The organism is Nostoc sp. JL31 (genome assembly GCF_017114965.1).
In the GTDB taxonomy this organism is placed as follows: domain Bacteria; phylum Cyanobacteriota; class Cyanobacteriia; order Cyanobacteriales; family Nostocaceae; genus Nostoc; species Nostoc punctiforme_A.
In genome coordinates, this window is the sequence record NZ_JABXKO010000098.1 from 65,479 (window position 1) to 80,018 (window position 14,540).

Genomic DNA, 14,540 nt, shown 5'->3' on the forward strand with positions numbered 1-14,540 from the left:
TGCAGAGCAGTACCTAAATTTGGCTACAAAGTGTTTAATGCTTAATCTTAATTAATATTTATATATTTATATATTTTTTTATGACTTGACCAACAAAATTACACTACCAATAAATTTTTGTAAATAAAATACGTATAAAAAACTTACGGTAGTAATATTTCTATCTTAAACTTAAACCAAGGTATAAAATTTATCAATAAAAACTAAAAACAAGGGTTTGCTCTTCATCAAAAAAACAAGTATCTTTTTGCTTTGTTAACCTTTCGTTAATCTCTATTGTTGTGCTTTGGGAGTATCTTAGAAACGCTCACCTGAAAAGTTACTAAAAATTTGATAGCGATGCTCTCACGTCTTAGTGCAATAAAAACTCATCGCCTCACAGGTTCAATTTCAGTGTTAGCACTGACAATCAGCCTAGCAGCTTGTGGCGGACAACAAACACCAGATGGTACAGCCAGCAAGGATACGCCTTCTGGCACTGCTACCGATACTACTGCCTCTAGCCCAGCTAAATTAGACCTTGGCGGAACCGTAAAGTTAAGCGGGGCTGGTGCGACTTTTCCGGCACCACTTTACGATACCTGGTTCACTGATTTAAACAAAAAATATCCAAATCTGCAAGTTGACTACGCATCAGTTGGTAGCGGTTCTGGAGTTGAGCAATTTATCAAAGGCACTGTAGATTTTGGGGCCAGCGATGTTGCGATGAAGGATGAAGAAATTCAGAAAGTACCAGCAGATAGGGGTGTTATTTTACTGCCTGTGACTGCTGGTAGCATCGTACTGGCTTACAACTTGCCTGATGTTCCAGAACTTAAGCTGCCAAGAGCCGTTTATGCTGATATTCTACTAGGCAAAATCAAATCTTGGGATGATGCCCAAATTGCCAAGGCTAACCCAGGTGCAAAACTTCCTAAAGAAGCAATAACGGTTGTTTATCGTTCTGATGGTAGCGGAACCACTGGTGTGTTTACAAAACACGTCAGTGCTATCAGCCCGGAGTGGAAAAGCAAGGTTGGCGAAGGAAAAAGTGTCAATTGGCCTGTAGGAGTTGGTGCGAAGGGTAATGAGGGTGTTACAGCCCAAATCCAACAAACTCAAGGTTCTATTGGTTACATTGAATACGGCTACGCCAAACAAAACAATCTCAAGTTTGCTGCTTTGGAAAATAAAGCAGGAAAATTCATTGTTGATAACGATCAGTCAACCGCTAAAACTTTAGAAGCAGTAACCTTACCAGAAAATCTTCGGGCCTTTATTGCAGATCCCGAAGGGGCTGATTCATATCCTATCGTGAGCTATACCTGGCTCTTAGTTTACAAAAAATATCCTAATGCAGCAAAAGCTAAGGCAATAGAAGCCGCCATCGAATACGCTTTAACTGAAGGTCAGAAACAGGCTATTCCATTAGGGTATGTTCCTCTACCCTCAAGTGTGATCGCAAAAGTAGCTGCTGCTGCTGACCAAATCAGTCCAGAGTACAAAATTTCTGTTGCCAGTGGTACTAGCGCTAGCAAGTAAGCAAGCAATAAAACATGCCTATCCAGTAGTAACTTTGGACACAGAGTTACTATTGTATAAGTCAGTTTAAATAGATGATGAGGCGACAATTTTACTAATCTAGTTGCTTCCCATATTTTTCTCTGATTTAATCTTGAAAGTCGGTATTCATGACTACAAATTCTCAAAATCTGTCATCAGCGATGAAAAATCGCTCTGACGCCGAAAAATCCCTAGATTTGGGTTTTATTTGGCTGACTAAAATTTTCGCTTTTGCGGTTGCTGGTACTTTATTATGGATCGGGTCGCAGGTTGCAATTGGTGCTTGGCCTGCCATTCAACAGTTTGGTGTCAGCTTTTTAGCCAATACCACTTGGAATCCGGTTAATGATACCTATGGGGTGCTACCTCAAATTTATGGAACTCTTGTGAGTTCTTTTATTGGTCTGCTGATAGCAGTCCCAATTGGCGTTGGTACTGCTATTGTATTGAGCGAGGATTTTTTACCTGCAAAAGTGAAACTGGTACTGGTTTTTGCAGTAGAACTACTCGCAGCTATTCCCAGCGTTGTCTATGGCGTGTGGGGTATTTTCGTTTTGGTGCCAATATTAACCAGCTTGGGAAAATGGCTAAATGGTTATTTTAGCTGGCTGCCATTTTTTAGCACTTCTCCTACAGGACCAGGAATGTTGCCGGCGGGAGTCATATTAGCGATTATGACTTTGCCCATCATCACAGCTTTATCCCGCGATGCCTTGATTTCTGTACCCCCCAGTTTGCGTCAAGCCTCTATAGGACTAGGAGCAACCCGCTGGGAAACGATTTTGCAAGTTCTTATCCCAGCAGCCTTTTCGGGCATAGTTAGTGCTGTGATGTTGGGACTTGGCCGCGCAATGGGAGAAACAATGGCTGTAACGATGTTAATTGGCAACTCCAACAACATCAGTCTCTCTCTTTTTGCACCAGCCAATACGATTTCTTCTCTACTGGCAAATCAGTTCTCAGAAGCTAGTGGTTTGCAAGTTTCGGCTTTAATGTATGCGGCTTTAATTCTATTTTTCTTGACACTAGTAGTCAACATTCTGGCAGAGTTGATCGTTCTGAGAGTCAAGCGAATATAGCTTAGTTTTGGGTTAAATTATGACTTCTAATTTTCCAGAGCGCAGTTTAACTCGCTCCGCCATGTCTCAAAGAACACTGTTTAATACAGTGATGACCGTAATCGCTTTTACCTGCGGAGTATTGGCACTTGTTCCTTTGCTAGCAGTACTTTCTTATGTGATTATTAAAGGCTTTAGCAGTCTGAATCTGGCCGTGTTTGTTGAATTGCCACCCAAAGCTCTCCAAAAAGGAGGAGGCTTTGGTAATGCCATTTTAGGCACGCTGTTGATGGTAGGAATTGCTGCCTTGATTAGTATCCCCTTTGGAGTTTTAGGGGCGATTTACATCACAGAATTTAGTTCGGCAAAAGTAGCTAGATGGGTGCGTTTTGCGGCTAACGTCCTTAGTGGAGTCCCCTCAATTATTGCTGGGGTATTCGCCTATGGGATTGTAGTTTTGACAATGGTAAAGTTGAACTTAGGATCGTATTCAGCTCTAGCTGGAGGGTTTGCACTGGCAATTTTGATGTTGCCAATTATTTTGCGAACTACTGATGAAGCGTTACAGTTAGTATCGCAAGATTTGCGACAAGCATCTGTAGGGTTGGGAGCGACTAACTTTCAAACTGTAAGTCAAGTAGTCTTACCAGCAGCTTTACCAGCTATTGTAACTGGGGCAACGCTAGCGATCGCCAGAGCATCTGGAGAAACCGCACCTTTGCTATTTACTGCTCTATTTTCTAACTTTTGGCCAGATGGTTTATTCCAACCAACAGCTTCTCTGGCTGTTTTAGTTTACAAATACGCCATTTCTCCGTTTAAAAATTGGCAATCTCTAGCTTGGGCAGCATCTTTGATTTTGGTATTGATGGTTCTAATCACAAGTATCATCGCTCGCTGGGTAACTCGCAAAAAAGCTTAGTCAGCAACCATCCACAGTGCATATCCCCATCGCTTAAACAAACACTAGATTTAATTTATGGCTACCAATACTAGGACAGTGAATGACACTGAAACCGTTTTACGGGCTGAAAATCTCAACATTTACTACGGCAAGTTTTTAGCCTTACAGAATATTTGGCTAGATATACCGAAAAATCAGGTGACTGCTTTTATCGGCCCTTCCGGTTGTGGTAAAAGTACGTTGTTGCGATGCTATAACCGTCTCAATGACCTGATTGAGTCATTTCGGGCAGAAGGTAAAATACTTTTTTACGATAAAAACTTGTATGCAGCCGATATCGACCCTGTAGAAGTGCGCCGGAGAATTGGGATGGTGTTTCAAAGACCAAACCCATTTCCCAAGTCAATTCATGACAATATTACTTTTGGAGCTAAAATCAACGGCTACAAAGGTGATTTGGATGAATTGGTAGAAAGCAGTCTCAGAAAAGCAGCTTTGTGGGATGAAGTCAAGGATAAACTACATCAAAGTGGCTCGTCTTTATCTGGTGGACAACAACAGCGGTTATGTATTGCTCGCGCGATCGCAGTCCAACCTGAAATTATACTGATGGATGAGCCTTGCTCCGCTCTTGACCCCATTTCCACCTTGCGTGTTGAAGAACTGATTCACGAACTTAAAGAGCAATATACTATTGTTATCGTCACTCATAACATGCAGCAAGCAGCGCGTGTTTCTGATAAGACAGCCTTTTTTAATGTTCGGACTTCAGAGAAAGGAACCCGTAGCGGCTACATGGTAGAGTACGATGCAACAGAATTAATTTTCAACAATCCTCAGCAGGAAGAAACCAGAGATTACGTTAGCGGCAAATTTGGATAAATATTTATTTTACATTGTTGATATTAAAGCAATGAGGGATACTCGGAAATCAAAGCAGTGCGATATTCCTCTATGTTTTTTATTTGAAGGGCTTTTTTTCCTCCCCAACAAACTTCATCTCCATGCTGTCCGATGTCTATTACTTAGTGCGTTCAAAAACTGACGGGAATTATCTTATAGCTCGTCCTGATGCTGAAACATCGGGTTATTTATTGCTGTTTCAAGAAAACTTTGACGCTCTTAGCTATCTCAACACCCACGCAGCAGAAGTGGCAAATCGCTTTGCGGTGGAATCTATTGCGCGTACACAGTTGGGAAACTTGCTCAAACGCTGGGGTTTTAGCGGTGTGGGTATTGTGACTGACCCGTTGTTGCCCAAAATTGAGTTTTTACAGCACAATTAACTAATTCGTAATTCGTAATTCGTAATTTTATTAATTAAATAGTTGTGCGATCGCACAAATAAAATCAGGTAATATGGGTGAACTCAATTCATCACCATTGAATAACGTAGCAACTAACTTTAAACTCGCTTGTTCGCGTCGATATACTTCCACTTGTTGCTTGCGCCAATCTACAATCCAATATTCTCTGACACCTCGTGATGAGTAGAGCTTAAGTTTTAGTTCTCTGTCCCGCTTTTCATTTTCACTACCAGCAGATAGTACTTCTACAACCAGTTCTGGCGCACCAGTCAAATGCCCCGCCTCGTCTAAAAGTAGGGGTAATCTCTCGTTGCTAGCCCAGACAACATCGGGAATAACATTATCATTATCGCCAAAAACTATTCCTGGAGCAGGTACGACCTGTCCCAAAGAAGTAGCTTGTGACCAAATATGCAATGGAGTAATAATTCTGACACACGTTTTTTGATGATTCCAGTGGGGCGCTCTGGTCACAAATAATTCTCCGTCAATAATTTCATAGCGATTCCCGTTATCTGGAAACAACTCTAAATCGGCGGTAGTCCAGCGCACTCTCTCAGATATCGGCTGGTTCATAAATCGTATCTGTTAGGGGATTTACCTATTTTAGCCTGAGTGCAAATGGAACGTTATAGCGTTTTTTGTTTGTATGCAATACAGTTTGACCTCTTTCCTTTTAGGCTTTGAATCTTACTCCTCAACGCTAGTAGGGAAGGGCTGGGGGTGAACTCAACTCAGAAGCGCTATATGGCTTTGTATAACGCACTTACCATTTTTATTACTCAATGTTTTATTATCTTAGTTGCACTCCCGTAATCTATATGATATTCCTTTAAAAGAATAATACAATTGACATTCTTTGTAAGGAATATTATACTCTGAGGTAGCAAGTGAATTGGACTTGGGAACTTTATCAAGATGTCAATGGGGAAATCCCCAAAGATTTGCTTGCTTTTTTCATTAGGATGATTCCTGAACAGGAGCAACCAGAAAATCCACCAAAGCCATTACTGAGTCCTTCCGAAACCAGGCGTTTGCAAGTTAACCTGGGCTACCTGTGTAATAAAGGACTCGCATCACTCACCAGTGGCATTTTTGAGAAACTCGAAGATGACCTGTATGAGTTACGCATGACTAAAAGCGAACATAATCCAAGGTTTATATTAACGGCTGCGACTCCTCAACGGTTTGTAGTGCTGCACGCCTTTATGAAGAAATACGACAACGCTATCAAAGAGAGAGACAAAGAACCTGCAAGAGTGAGATTACGTGAATTGCAGCAGAGGGAAAATTGATGAAAAAACCTAATTTTCAAGCTTGGTTACAGCAGAAGGTAAGCGACGAACCAGAGGTGATTCTGGCGGGAAAGTTAGAGTATCTGCGCCTATATCTTACTGATGCTATGCGGGAAATACGTAATAAAGCAGGATTGACTCAGGCAGAGCTAGCCCAAAAACTGGGAGTAAAGCAGGCGGCTGTGTCCAAGTTGGAGTCGGCGTTAAAGGAACATGAATTGGAATCGGTGTTGCACTATTTACATACTTTGGGTGCAGATTTGCTGGTAGCCGTCAAACAAGGGGATGACTTATATCAAGCTAGTGATAACGAAGGTGTGTTGCTGGTAGATGTACCAGATGTAGTTTTCCAAAAAGCATTGGCGGCAAACATGAGCGTCCGGGAATATGTGCGTGTCGCCGTTGAGAAGTTTTCTGGCGAGAATGATGGACTGAGAACAGCTTTGGTAAAACTGCTGGAAGGTGACGATTCGGTAGCAGTGAAAGTAAGAGCGCGTTTAGGTTCAAGGACAATCGGAGAAATTGCTGTAGAGTTGGAAAAATGTTTGAGTCTATCTGAAGAAGATAAGATTTTTGCTGTAAAAAATGTTTTGGCTGCTAATGTGGCGTATAGAGAAAGTAATCGTGGAAGTAGTGATGAAGTTGATGAAATTGAGTTGTTGGATTTAGCTGAAGAATTGCTAGAGAAGTTAAAGGAATTTTTTGAGCGGTATAAATAAATTTATAAACTAAGCTCATAAGCAGGAATTTATTGGTGATAGAAGAAAAACGCCTTAATGCTTATTTAAAGTTAATACATGAACTTGTCCAATCTTCTAAGGGACAAGAACCGGGAATTTTAGAGGTTCATAAAAACCTGATAGATGCTGGTTTGGTAGAGACAATGAAGCAGGTAGCTGTAACACTAGCGGAGCAGGGAGACGAAGAAAATGCCACTTTCATACGTAGGGTTGCTGTTACAATTTCCGCTACTATAGGTAAGCCATCGTCAGCAGAAAATTATGTGGAACTTATTCTAATGCTGTTACAAGCAGTTAGTAGTAGTCATGCTGATCCACAAGTGGTTTACCCATTTTTGCAAGCTAACCTAGACAAAATTGATGATAAATTTTCTTGCTGATTGAAGGCTTGGGCTATAGATATGTTAATAGAAGAAAACCCAATTTCAGCAGAAATCTTAGCAACTGACACTTTTAATTTCAGTAACCTGATCGCTGAGTTTCCTTTAGGAAGTAAAGCATCAAATATAGAAATTGCCATTGCTGGCTATGAGGTAGCTCAAACTGTCTTTACTCCAGAAGCCTTTTCCCAAGAATGTGCTATGACTCAAAACAGTTTAGCCGCTGCCTATATACAGCGTATCCGAGGATATAAAGCCGAAAATATAGAAATTGCTATTACTGCTTTGCAAGAAGCTTTGCAAGTCTTTAATAAACAAGACTTCCCTACAGAATGGGCTATAACCCAAAACAGTTTAGCTGGTGCCTATATCAAGCGTATCCAAGGAGACAAAGCTGAGAATCTGGAAATAGCTATAACTGTTTTGCAAGCAGCTTTAGAAATCATTACCGAAAAAGCATTTGTTCAAAAATGGGCTACTATTCAAAATAATCTAGCAGTTGCGTTGCTTACCGTGACCGAATCCGAGGGAACAAAGTAGAGAATCTAGAATTAGCTATAGCCGCTTGCAAATCTGCTTTACAAGTTTTTACTAAAGAAGCTTTTCCACAGGAGTGGGCTGAAACCCAAAATAATTTAGGAAATAGCTATCGCTATCGTATTAAAGGAGACGAAGCAGAAAATATAGAATTAGCGATTGCCTGTTATCAAGCAGCAGCAAAAGTTTTTAGCCAGACAGATTATCCTCAAGGATGGGCTGATGTAAAAAACAATTTGGGGCTTGCTTACTTAGAACGTATTCAAAAAGACAAAGAGCAAAATATAGAATTGGCTATATTTGCTTTTGAAGAAGCTTACCAAATTTTTACTAAAGAAGCCTTTCCTAACGAATGGGCAAGAACTCAAAATAACTTAGGTATTACTTATTTGGATAGAATCTGTGGTACTAGATCAGAAAATTTGGATTTAGCTATTATTTCTCTACAAAAAAGCTTACAAATTTTTACCAAAGAATTTTATCCTATAAACTGGGCTATGACACAAATGAATTTGGGAATTTGCTATGGTGAGCATTTTAAAGAAGATTACACAAACGACTTAGAACTGGCTATGACTGCTTTTCAATTTGCTTTACAAATTCGTACTCAAGAAGCTTTCCCGGAAGACTGGGCATTAACTCATAGTAATATTGGTCATATTTATAACTTGCATGGATATTTTACGAAAGCAATTGAATCTTTCCAGTTAGCCTTAACCATCTATCAACACAACATATTTCCGCTTGATTGCTTTATAACAGGACGTAACTTGGGTAACACAGCTTTCTCCAATGATAATTGGGATAAAGCTATCCAAGGCTATGAAGCAGCTATTGACGCAGTAGAAACTAGCCGTAATTGGGTAACTTCTGAATCCCGCCGTCAAGAAATTATAGAAGAATCCATTGATGTTTATCAAAACATGGTGCAAGCCTGCATCAATGCTGGACAAATAGAAAAAGCCTTTGAATACTCAGAGCGATCGCGTTCTAAACTTCTTGTAGACTTAATGGCAAGCTACAACCTCTCTCAAGGCGAAGAAATCCCTCCAAAAGTCCAAGAATTATTGCAGCAATATGAAGAACTGCAACGGCAAATTAATCAAGAACGCCAAAGCCATAAATCTGAAAATAACCATAGTGACACTCGCGCTATTTGGAAAGAACGCAATCAAAAAATCGCATCTTTAGAAACCCAAAAACACCAAGTTTGGGAAAATCTTAGACGCGAAGATCCCGTATTTGCTGGCGAAATTCAAGTTAACCCTCTCAGCTTGTCAGAAATTCAAAAGCTAATTGACCAATCCAATACAGCTATCCTCAGTTTCTACACTACCAACAGTGACACCCATATTTTTGTCGTGCAGAAAAACCAAATTACTCTCCACACTTGCACAGAACAAGGGTTAGATACGTTACAAGGCTGGATTAGCCAGAATTGGTTATTGCCTTATATGAATGATTCCCAAAAATGGCAAACTCAAATTAATAGTATTCTCCGCGAATTAGCTGAACGCCTACAAATATCTGAACTCATTTACCAACATCTTGAAGGAATAAAAGAGTTAATTTTAGTACCTCACCTATTACTACATCAGATTCCGTTCGCTGCTTTGCCTACAGGAGAATATCAAGAATATTTAGGAGATAAATTTCTCATTCGTTACACCCCAAGCTGCCAAATTTTAGAATTTTGTCAACAACGCGACAATGTAGGGGCATTTAATGAAATATCTCTACAATATGGAACTGTGGAAGATGGTGAAGATAACCTTCCCTGTGCCAGATTTGAAGGCGAACAACTCGCCAAAATGTACAACATTCCACCAGAAAACAGATTAATTGGCAGCAGTCAAGCCACTTCCAAGAACTATCGACAATTAGTACAACAAGTTCAAGTACTTCATTCCTGCCACCATGCCCTATCTCGCCTCGATAATGCCTTAGAATCACAGTTAAAATTAGCTGATGGTAGCATCACCTTGGGGCAATTGATGACACCAAGCTGGCGTTTACCTCAACTTGTAGAAGTGTTTCTGTCTTGCTGCGAGACGAATCGCGGTATTCCATCCTTAACTGATGATATTCTTACTCTTGCCACAGGTTTTTTATGTGCAGGTGCTAGAAGCGTTGTTAGTAGTTTATGGTTAATAGATGACTTAGCAACAGCATTATTTTCTATCTTTTATTACCAACATCGACAAAAAGGCAACAGCCGTCCTGAAGCTTTACAGCAAGCCCAAATCAAACTGCGCGAACTTCAGAAAGAGGCACTGCTAAGTAGAGAGGATATACAAGAATTTTATAATCAAGTTATCAAAATGTCGAAAGAAGCGAAAACTCATAGAAACCAGTATTCCAAAGGTTCAGCCACCTATTTAGAGTGGGACTGTGAATATAAAAAGTACCGTAAAGTGTTAAGTCAAATTTATGACATAAAAAATTCGACAGAGAAATTTCCCTTTTCACATCCTCATTACTGGGCTGCTTTTATTTGCCACGGTTTACGGTGAGAAAATAATAGTATTGGGGTAATTACTCGCCCTGTTCATCAACCTGATTAAAATTTGGTAAGAATTTAGAATTCAAAGTTTGGTCTAAAGTGTAGGGACAGATTTCTGGAAAAACATTTTCACCCAACTCAGTTTCTCGAATCGCTAAAGCCAAACCTAGTTCATAAACACTGAAGAAAACTTCATCGAGATAGGGTTTCAAACTAGGGCTATCTTGCAGAAGCAGCTTAATTTGAACACGTTGCTCTCGAATTGTACCCAACCAGCTATTGCTACGTTTTTCAGGTTGAAATTGCCATTTCAGTAGATGTCCTAGCAATACTCCGAGCCGATTTCGCAATTCTTGCCGTTCTCTTCTGCCCAAAGTTTCAATTTCTTCAATCAGGTTAACTGTATCTAATTGTTCCCACTGTTGAGTTTTGAGCAAGCTAACCTGCTTTTGCGTCCAATCATAGAAATCTGTTTTATATAGGTGAGATGTGTGCATTTTTTCCACTTTATTTACACCTATTTACTTACCTACCCCTGCGGTAACACTTGCACCAAAATCCAAAACTTGTACTGAACGAAGTCGAAGTATCTAAAATCCAAAATCTAAAAATAAATATTGGGTTTAGCGATGCCTACGGTAGCAAGCTACGCCAAACCCAACCTCAAATAATCTAAAACCTCAGAACTAATTCGCTACCTCAGCTACCTCAATAACGCGCCCTTCATAGTCCTTGACTAAAAAGTTCAGAGGTTTGTGATTACGAATCTTCAATTTCAAACCGCGCATTTCGACTCGCATTAAAATCATTTCCAGGCAGTCGTGGTCAAAACAAACGTGGCGTTGCTGATTTTTGCTACCTAAACTCGCACCAGTAATCACGTGTAGCTGGGTGTTTTTCTTCAATTGATACCACAGCCCATCGTTAGCATTATTCATCATTTTGCTAGACAAGCTCGGTCCTGTAGACATATATAACGGATCGATGCCAGTTGCGCCTATAGTTTGTTCGTAGTTGTAGTAGTAGTGCAATGGCACCTCAGCTGCTGGCAAATCTAGCAGTCCTTCATACAACTGTCGGGCAATCTCCAAATCTGACACCATTACAGTGTGTACTTTTGGGGCACTGGTGAGAAACATCCACATGGCACCAGCGTAGGCTGCTAGCAGCATTACCATAATGCCTTGGGTGGAGAACAGGCTATCTAACGGCAGGGAAGGCAGAAAGGAGCCTAAAGTAAGGGGACTGAGCAGGAACGAGATCACACTAACTGCTATAACCATGAACAAATAAGGATTCTTTAAGAGAGTTGATTTTATGATTGTCGATTAAGACTAAAATTAAGTCCTTGTTTTTAGTTTATCAATACTCAACTAGTCTGAGTCTTATCTACAAACTGAGCAACACCAAGATATTATGCGATTAACTAGGGGAGTGCAATTCCCAAAACTATTTTAACAATTATCAACTCCAAGACTTGTGCAAATTCCTCATTTTCCCGAAGCTAATCACCCACTGGTGAAGTCGCTGTTCCATCACAGTGACCATGAACTACTGACTCTGTTTCAGCGCTATCCAGATGCCGGAAAGTACTTTACGGTGATTTTTTGCCGCTATAGCCCCATAGTCTACACCTTAATTCGGCATTCGGCGCGATCGCCTGTGCAAGCAGATTATCTGTTTGCCCTCACCTGGCGACATATCTATTACGAACTCGGTGGACTAAAGTTAACTGACTCTGAATCAGGTGAGGAAGCTTTAACCATGCAGAATTGGTTAATTAATATGACAGCTTTCTGTATAAATGAGATTAAACTACCACCCACAGAAGCAATTCATTATTCTCTGCAAGCGACTTCACCGCCGCTATGGTGCTATGTACAACAGGCGTTAGACCAACTGCCGCCAGTTTTACGATTAATTGTATTAATGGCGCAAACTTTCCACTGGAGTGAAACTAGAATCGCTGCTTATCTACAAGCTGAAGGAGAAGCGATCGCTCCTTATGAAGTAGCCAATTTTCTCCAGGAAGGCTATCGTATGCTAGAGGACAAATTGCCCACAGATATTCGCACCATATACTTTGGGGAAGATTTAGCTCAATCACAACTTAAGTATAAATGCGTATATTACTTGTCTTCAATTTAAAACTTAAAACTTCTTCTTAGACCTTCTACTTAAACCCGCAACTTTACGGGTAATTTTTATGAAACAACGACTTGTATTTCCCTACCAAAAGGTAGGCTTAATTTGTGTCGGTGCGATTTATCGTCCCCAGGTTCTTTTACACAGCTTTTTACTGTTTGCTTTTTTGCTGAGTCCTGTAGCGGGTGCGGTTGATATTTCAGAACAACTCCATCGCCCTTTAAATAATTCCGTTGGGCGACAATCAAGAGATGAAGCAGACAGCTTGTTGCGTATTGGTCAACAAGAATACGCTTCAGGACATGCCGACAAAACAATTACGTCTTGTTTGCAAGCATTAGAACTATATCATTCCATTGGCGACCTGAAAGCACAAGGTCTGACGTACAATTTGCTTGCTAAGGCTTATGTGCAGCTTGGTAGTTCTAAAGAGGCAGAAGATGCTTTCAGGAGAGGATTAGCGATCGCTCGTGATACTAAAGACTTTCAATCTCAGATTTTTGTGCTGAATAATATTGGTACATTTCTGCTGCAAAAAGGCGAATTTGCTGCTGCTGGTAAAACAGTTGAAGATGCCCTTGCAATTGCTCACGGGGTGAAAAATATTGAAGGTGAAGGACTGTCTTTGAGTAATTTGGGCTTGGTAAGTGCCAGGTTGGGAGATTATAACAAGGCGATTAAACTGTACGAAAATGCTTTAACTTTCCGCCGTCAGAATGGCGATGCCATCGGTGAAGCAAATACCTTGAATAATTTAGGAGATGCTTATTTAGCATCTGGAAATTATCAAGATACCATTGCTACTTATGGTGAAGCAATGCGCACAGCTAAAACCAACCGCGATCGCACTAATGAATTACGGGCAATTGACGGTTTAGTTACGGCTCACACTGCTGTAGGGCGTTACGAACGCGCCTTTGACTTACTAGAGCAGCGTTTAGCACTCGCTAAAGAATTACAAAATTTACACGAAGAATTAAAATCTTTTGAATCTTATGCCCAGCTATATAAGCAACAAGGTAACTACCTAACTGCCCGCAATTTTTACGAAAGGGCAATTATACTGGCGCGGACATTGCAAGATAGTAGGCAAGAAGTGCAATTGCGGGATCAATTAACTAAAATGCTTCAGCGAAAGTAGCAGTCAATTTAATATTACAAGGGATTACAAGGGCGGTTGGAAACCGCGTCTACACAGGCAAAACCCAACTACGTGGGTTATAAAAGTAGCCGCGAATTACCTTCGCCCTAGCTCTAAATTAATTAATTTAAGAACACTGAACCGTTTCGTTCAATTCTCATCGCACTTCTACCTTGTGCTGCATTGGTGGCTTCCTTAAATGTGACTTCCAAGCTTCCTGGTTCTGAAGAACCTTGTGGAGTCACTATTAATTGTCCGCCATCTTGTCGTTCAAATGTTACTGTTACTGGTGCTTTTAAAGCTTGCAGCGTTACATCTGACTTCCCTTCTAGGGAGCGCGGTGCCGTATCGCCAATCACTTGGAAAGTTATCTTAGCCGCAGTATTATTAACCAACCTGATATTAACCATCCCATTAGTGAGTGCGATCGTCGCACTGGGGGTTTGCCGTGGTTCTACCAGTGGTTGTTGGTCATTGGAAACCGCAGGTGGTGAAGGCTGTTGAGTTCGATCGCCAGGAATTGGGCGTAGTGGTCTAGCACCTGGTTGTGGTGGTAAAGGAGACACTTGCCCCTCAGCCGGAGGAACTGGTTGTGGTGGTACGGGAGACAGTTGCCCTTCAGTCGGCGGAACTGGGCGTGCTGGTCTAGCTCCTGGCTCTGGTGACACGGGAGCCTGAGAGCGGTTGTAGGGTGGTTCGCTAAAAATACTGGGTCTTGGGTTAACCTTGACAGTAGATTCTTGTGCTAATGCTTGAGGAATTGCTGGCAGACTAATTAGTAATCCCCCACAAAGAGCGCCAAATAATTTGCTAGACTTGCGAAAATTTTGAGACTTCATATTCATTCTTGACTCCTAGAAAAGCTTCATTTTTTTTCTTACTAAAGATTTCTCCAGCCGGAAATTAAATTAGGTTTTATAGGTCGTTGAGTACATCTAAACATTTAGCAAACTAATTGATTTGTCGCATCTAGCTAAGGATACGGAAA

General features: G+C 40.8%; 16 protein-coding genes. 12 read left to right on the forward strand and 4 right to left on the reverse strand.

The window, feature by feature from the left end; all coding sequences use genetic code 11:
• The first annotated feature begins 339 nt into the window (after positions 1–339).
• The 5 genes from pstS (at position 340) to HWQ43_RS23980 (ending at position 4,790) form a co-directional block, all read left to right on the forward strand.
• The gene (gene pstS / locus HWQ43_RS23960; RefSeq protein ID WP_292738470.1) at positions 340–1,521 is read left to right on the forward strand and encodes a phosphate ABC transporter substrate-binding protein PstS; all 1,182 of its coding nucleotides are present in this window, start codon (positions 340–342) and stop codon (positions 1,519–1,521) included.
• Positions 1,522–1,670: 149 nt separating this feature from the next.
• A complete protein-coding gene (gene pstC, locus HWQ43_RS23965) occupies positions 1,671–2,621 on the forward strand; it encodes a phosphate ABC transporter permease subunit PstC (protein ID WP_292738471.1) in 951 nt (316 codons plus the stop codon).
• Positions 2,622–2,640: 19 nt separating this feature from the next.
• Positions 2,641–3,522: a phosphate ABC transporter permease PstA gene (gene pstA / locus HWQ43_RS23970; RefSeq protein WP_292738472.1), complete on the forward strand. Its 882-nt coding sequence runs from the start codon at positions 2,641–2,643 to the stop codon at positions 3,520–3,522.
• A gap of 57 nt (positions 3,523–3,579) precedes the next feature.
• Positions 3,580–4,386: a phosphate ABC transporter ATP-binding protein PstB gene (gene pstB, locus HWQ43_RS23975; RefSeq protein ID WP_292738473.1), complete on the forward strand. Its 807-nt coding sequence runs from the start codon at positions 3,580–3,582 to the stop codon at positions 4,384–4,386.
• A 122-nt stretch (positions 4,387–4,508) separates the two neighbouring features.
• Positions 4,509–4,790 carry a hypothetical protein gene (locus tag HWQ43_RS23980; RefSeq protein ID WP_289795754.1) on the forward strand — a complete coding sequence of 94 codons (282 nt, stop codon included), beginning with the start codon at positions 4,509–4,511 and terminating at the stop codon, positions 4,788–4,790.
• 30 nt (positions 4,791–4,820) lie between these two features.
• Here the strand turns inward: HWQ43_RS23980 and HWQ43_RS23985 are convergent, their stop codons facing one another.
• Positions 4,821–5,387, reverse strand: a complete 567-nt coding sequence (locus HWQ43_RS23985) for a Uma2 family endonuclease (RefSeq protein ID WP_292738474.1) — start codon at positions 5,385–5,387, stop codon at positions 4,821–4,823.
• Positions 5,388–5,701: 314 nt separating this feature from the next.
• On the opposite strand from HWQ43_RS23985, the gene HWQ43_RS23990 reads away from it, so the two are divergent.
• The 5 genes from HWQ43_RS23990 (at position 5,702) to HWQ43_RS24010 (ending at position 10,276) form a co-directional block, all read left to right on the forward strand.
• Entirely contained in the window at positions 5,702–6,106 is a 405-nt protein-coding gene (locus HWQ43_RS23990; protein WP_292738475.1) for a type II toxin-antitoxin system RelE/ParE family toxin, read from the forward strand.
• A complete protein-coding gene (locus HWQ43_RS23995) occupies positions 6,106–6,825 on the forward strand; it encodes a helix-turn-helix domain-containing protein (RefSeq protein WP_292738476.1) in 720 nt (239 codons plus the stop codon). Before HWQ43_RS23990 ends, HWQ43_RS23995 begins: the two co-directional genes overlap by 1 nt.
• 35 nt (positions 6,826–6,860) lie before the next feature.
• Positions 6,861–7,226, forward strand: coding sequence for a hypothetical protein (locus HWQ43_RS24000; protein WP_292738477.1), 366 nt, complete (start codon positions 6,861–6,863; stop codon positions 7,224–7,226).
• Between the two features lie 21 nt (positions 7,227–7,247).
• On the forward strand, positions 7,248–7,766 hold the full coding sequence (locus HWQ43_RS24005; protein WP_292738478.1) for a tetratricopeptide repeat protein: 519 nt from the start codon (positions 7,248–7,250) through the stop codon (positions 7,764–7,766).
• Between the two features lie 233 nt (positions 7,767–7,999).
• Positions 8,000–10,276, forward strand: coding sequence for a CHAT domain-containing protein (locus HWQ43_RS24010; RefSeq protein ID WP_292738479.1), 2,277 nt, complete (start codon positions 8,000–8,002; stop codon positions 10,274–10,276).
• A gap of 22 nt (positions 10,277–10,298) precedes the next feature.
• Here the strand turns inward: HWQ43_RS24010 and HWQ43_RS24015 are convergent, their stop codons facing one another.
• Together HWQ43_RS24015 and HWQ43_RS24020 are read right to left on the reverse strand one after the other, a co-directional pair.
• Positions 10,299–10,763, reverse strand: a complete 465-nt coding sequence (locus tag HWQ43_RS24015) for a DUF29 domain-containing protein (RefSeq protein ID WP_292738480.1) — start codon at positions 10,761–10,763, stop codon at positions 10,299–10,301.
• A gap of 189 nt (positions 10,764–10,952) precedes the next feature.
• Complete coding sequence (locus HWQ43_RS24020) at positions 10,953–11,549, reverse strand: glyoxalase-like domain protein (protein ID WP_094351107.1); 597 nt, start codon at positions 11,547–11,549, stop codon at positions 10,953–10,955.
• Positions 11,550–11,745: 196 nt separating this feature from the next.
• Here HWQ43_RS24020 and HWQ43_RS24025 point away from each other — a divergent pair, with 196 nt between their 5' ends.
• The gene (locus tag HWQ43_RS24025; protein ID WP_292738481.1) at positions 11,746–12,414 is read left to right on the forward strand and encodes a sigma-70 family RNA polymerase sigma factor; all 669 of its coding nucleotides are present in this window, start codon (positions 11,746–11,748) and stop codon (positions 12,412–12,414) included.
• A gap of 58 nt (positions 12,415–12,472) precedes the next feature.
• Complete coding sequence (locus HWQ43_RS24030; protein ID WP_292738482.1) at positions 12,473–13,552, forward strand: tetratricopeptide repeat protein; 1,080 nt, start codon at positions 12,473–12,475, stop codon at positions 13,550–13,552.
• Positions 13,553–13,674: 122 nt separating this feature from the next.
• On the opposite strand, the gene HWQ43_RS24035 is transcribed toward HWQ43_RS24030, so the two are convergent.
• Positions 13,675–14,397, reverse strand: a complete 723-nt coding sequence (locus HWQ43_RS24035; protein WP_292738483.1) for a hypothetical protein — start codon at positions 14,395–14,397, stop codon at positions 13,675–13,677.
• Positions 14,398–14,540: the final 143 nt, after the last annotated feature.

Excerpts from the sequence above, each read along its gene's own strand:
- pstS (WP_292738470.1), top strand. The coding sequence starts at position 340 with ATGCTCTCACGTCTTAGTGCAATAAAAACTCATCGCCTCACAGGTTCA.
- pstC (WP_292738471.1), top strand. The coding sequence starts at position 1,671 with ATGACTACAAATTCTCAAAATCTGTCATCAGCGATGAAAAATCGCTCT.
- pstA (WP_292738472.1), top strand. The coding sequence starts at position 2,641 with ATGACTTCTAATTTTCCAGAGCGCAGTTTAACTCGCTCCGCCATGTCT.
- pstB (WP_292738473.1), top strand. The coding sequence starts at position 3,580 with ATGGCTACCAATACTAGGACAGTGAATGACACTGAAACCGTTTTACGG.
- HWQ43_RS23980 (WP_289795754.1), top strand. The coding sequence starts at position 4,509 with ATGCTGTCCGATGTCTATTACTTAGTGCGTTCAAAAACTGACGGGAAT.
- HWQ43_RS23985 (WP_292738474.1), bottom strand. The coding sequence starts at position 5,387 with ATGAACCAGCCGATATCTGAGAGAGTGCGCTGGACTACCGCCGATTTA.
- HWQ43_RS23995 (WP_292738476.1), top strand. The coding sequence starts at position 6,106 with ATGAAAAAACCTAATTTTCAAGCTTGGTTACAGCAGAAGGTAAGCGAC.
- HWQ43_RS24005 (WP_292738478.1), top strand. The coding sequence starts at position 7,248 with ATGTTAATAGAAGAAAACCCAATTTCAGCAGAAATCTTAGCAACTGAC.
- HWQ43_RS24015 (WP_292738480.1), bottom strand. The coding sequence starts at position 10,763 with ATGCACACATCTCACCTATATAAAACAGATTTCTATGATTGGACGCAA.
- HWQ43_RS24020 (WP_094351107.1), bottom strand. The coding sequence starts at position 11,549 with ATGGTTATAGCAGTTAGTGTGATCTCGTTCCTGCTCAGTCCCCTTACT.
- HWQ43_RS24030 (WP_292738482.1), top strand. The coding sequence starts at position 12,473 with ATGAAACAACGACTTGTATTTCCCTACCAAAAGGTAGGCTTAATTTGT.
- HWQ43_RS24035 (WP_292738483.1), bottom strand. The coding sequence starts at position 14,397 with ATGAATATGAAGTCTCAAAATTTTCGCAAGTCTAGCAAATTATTTGGC.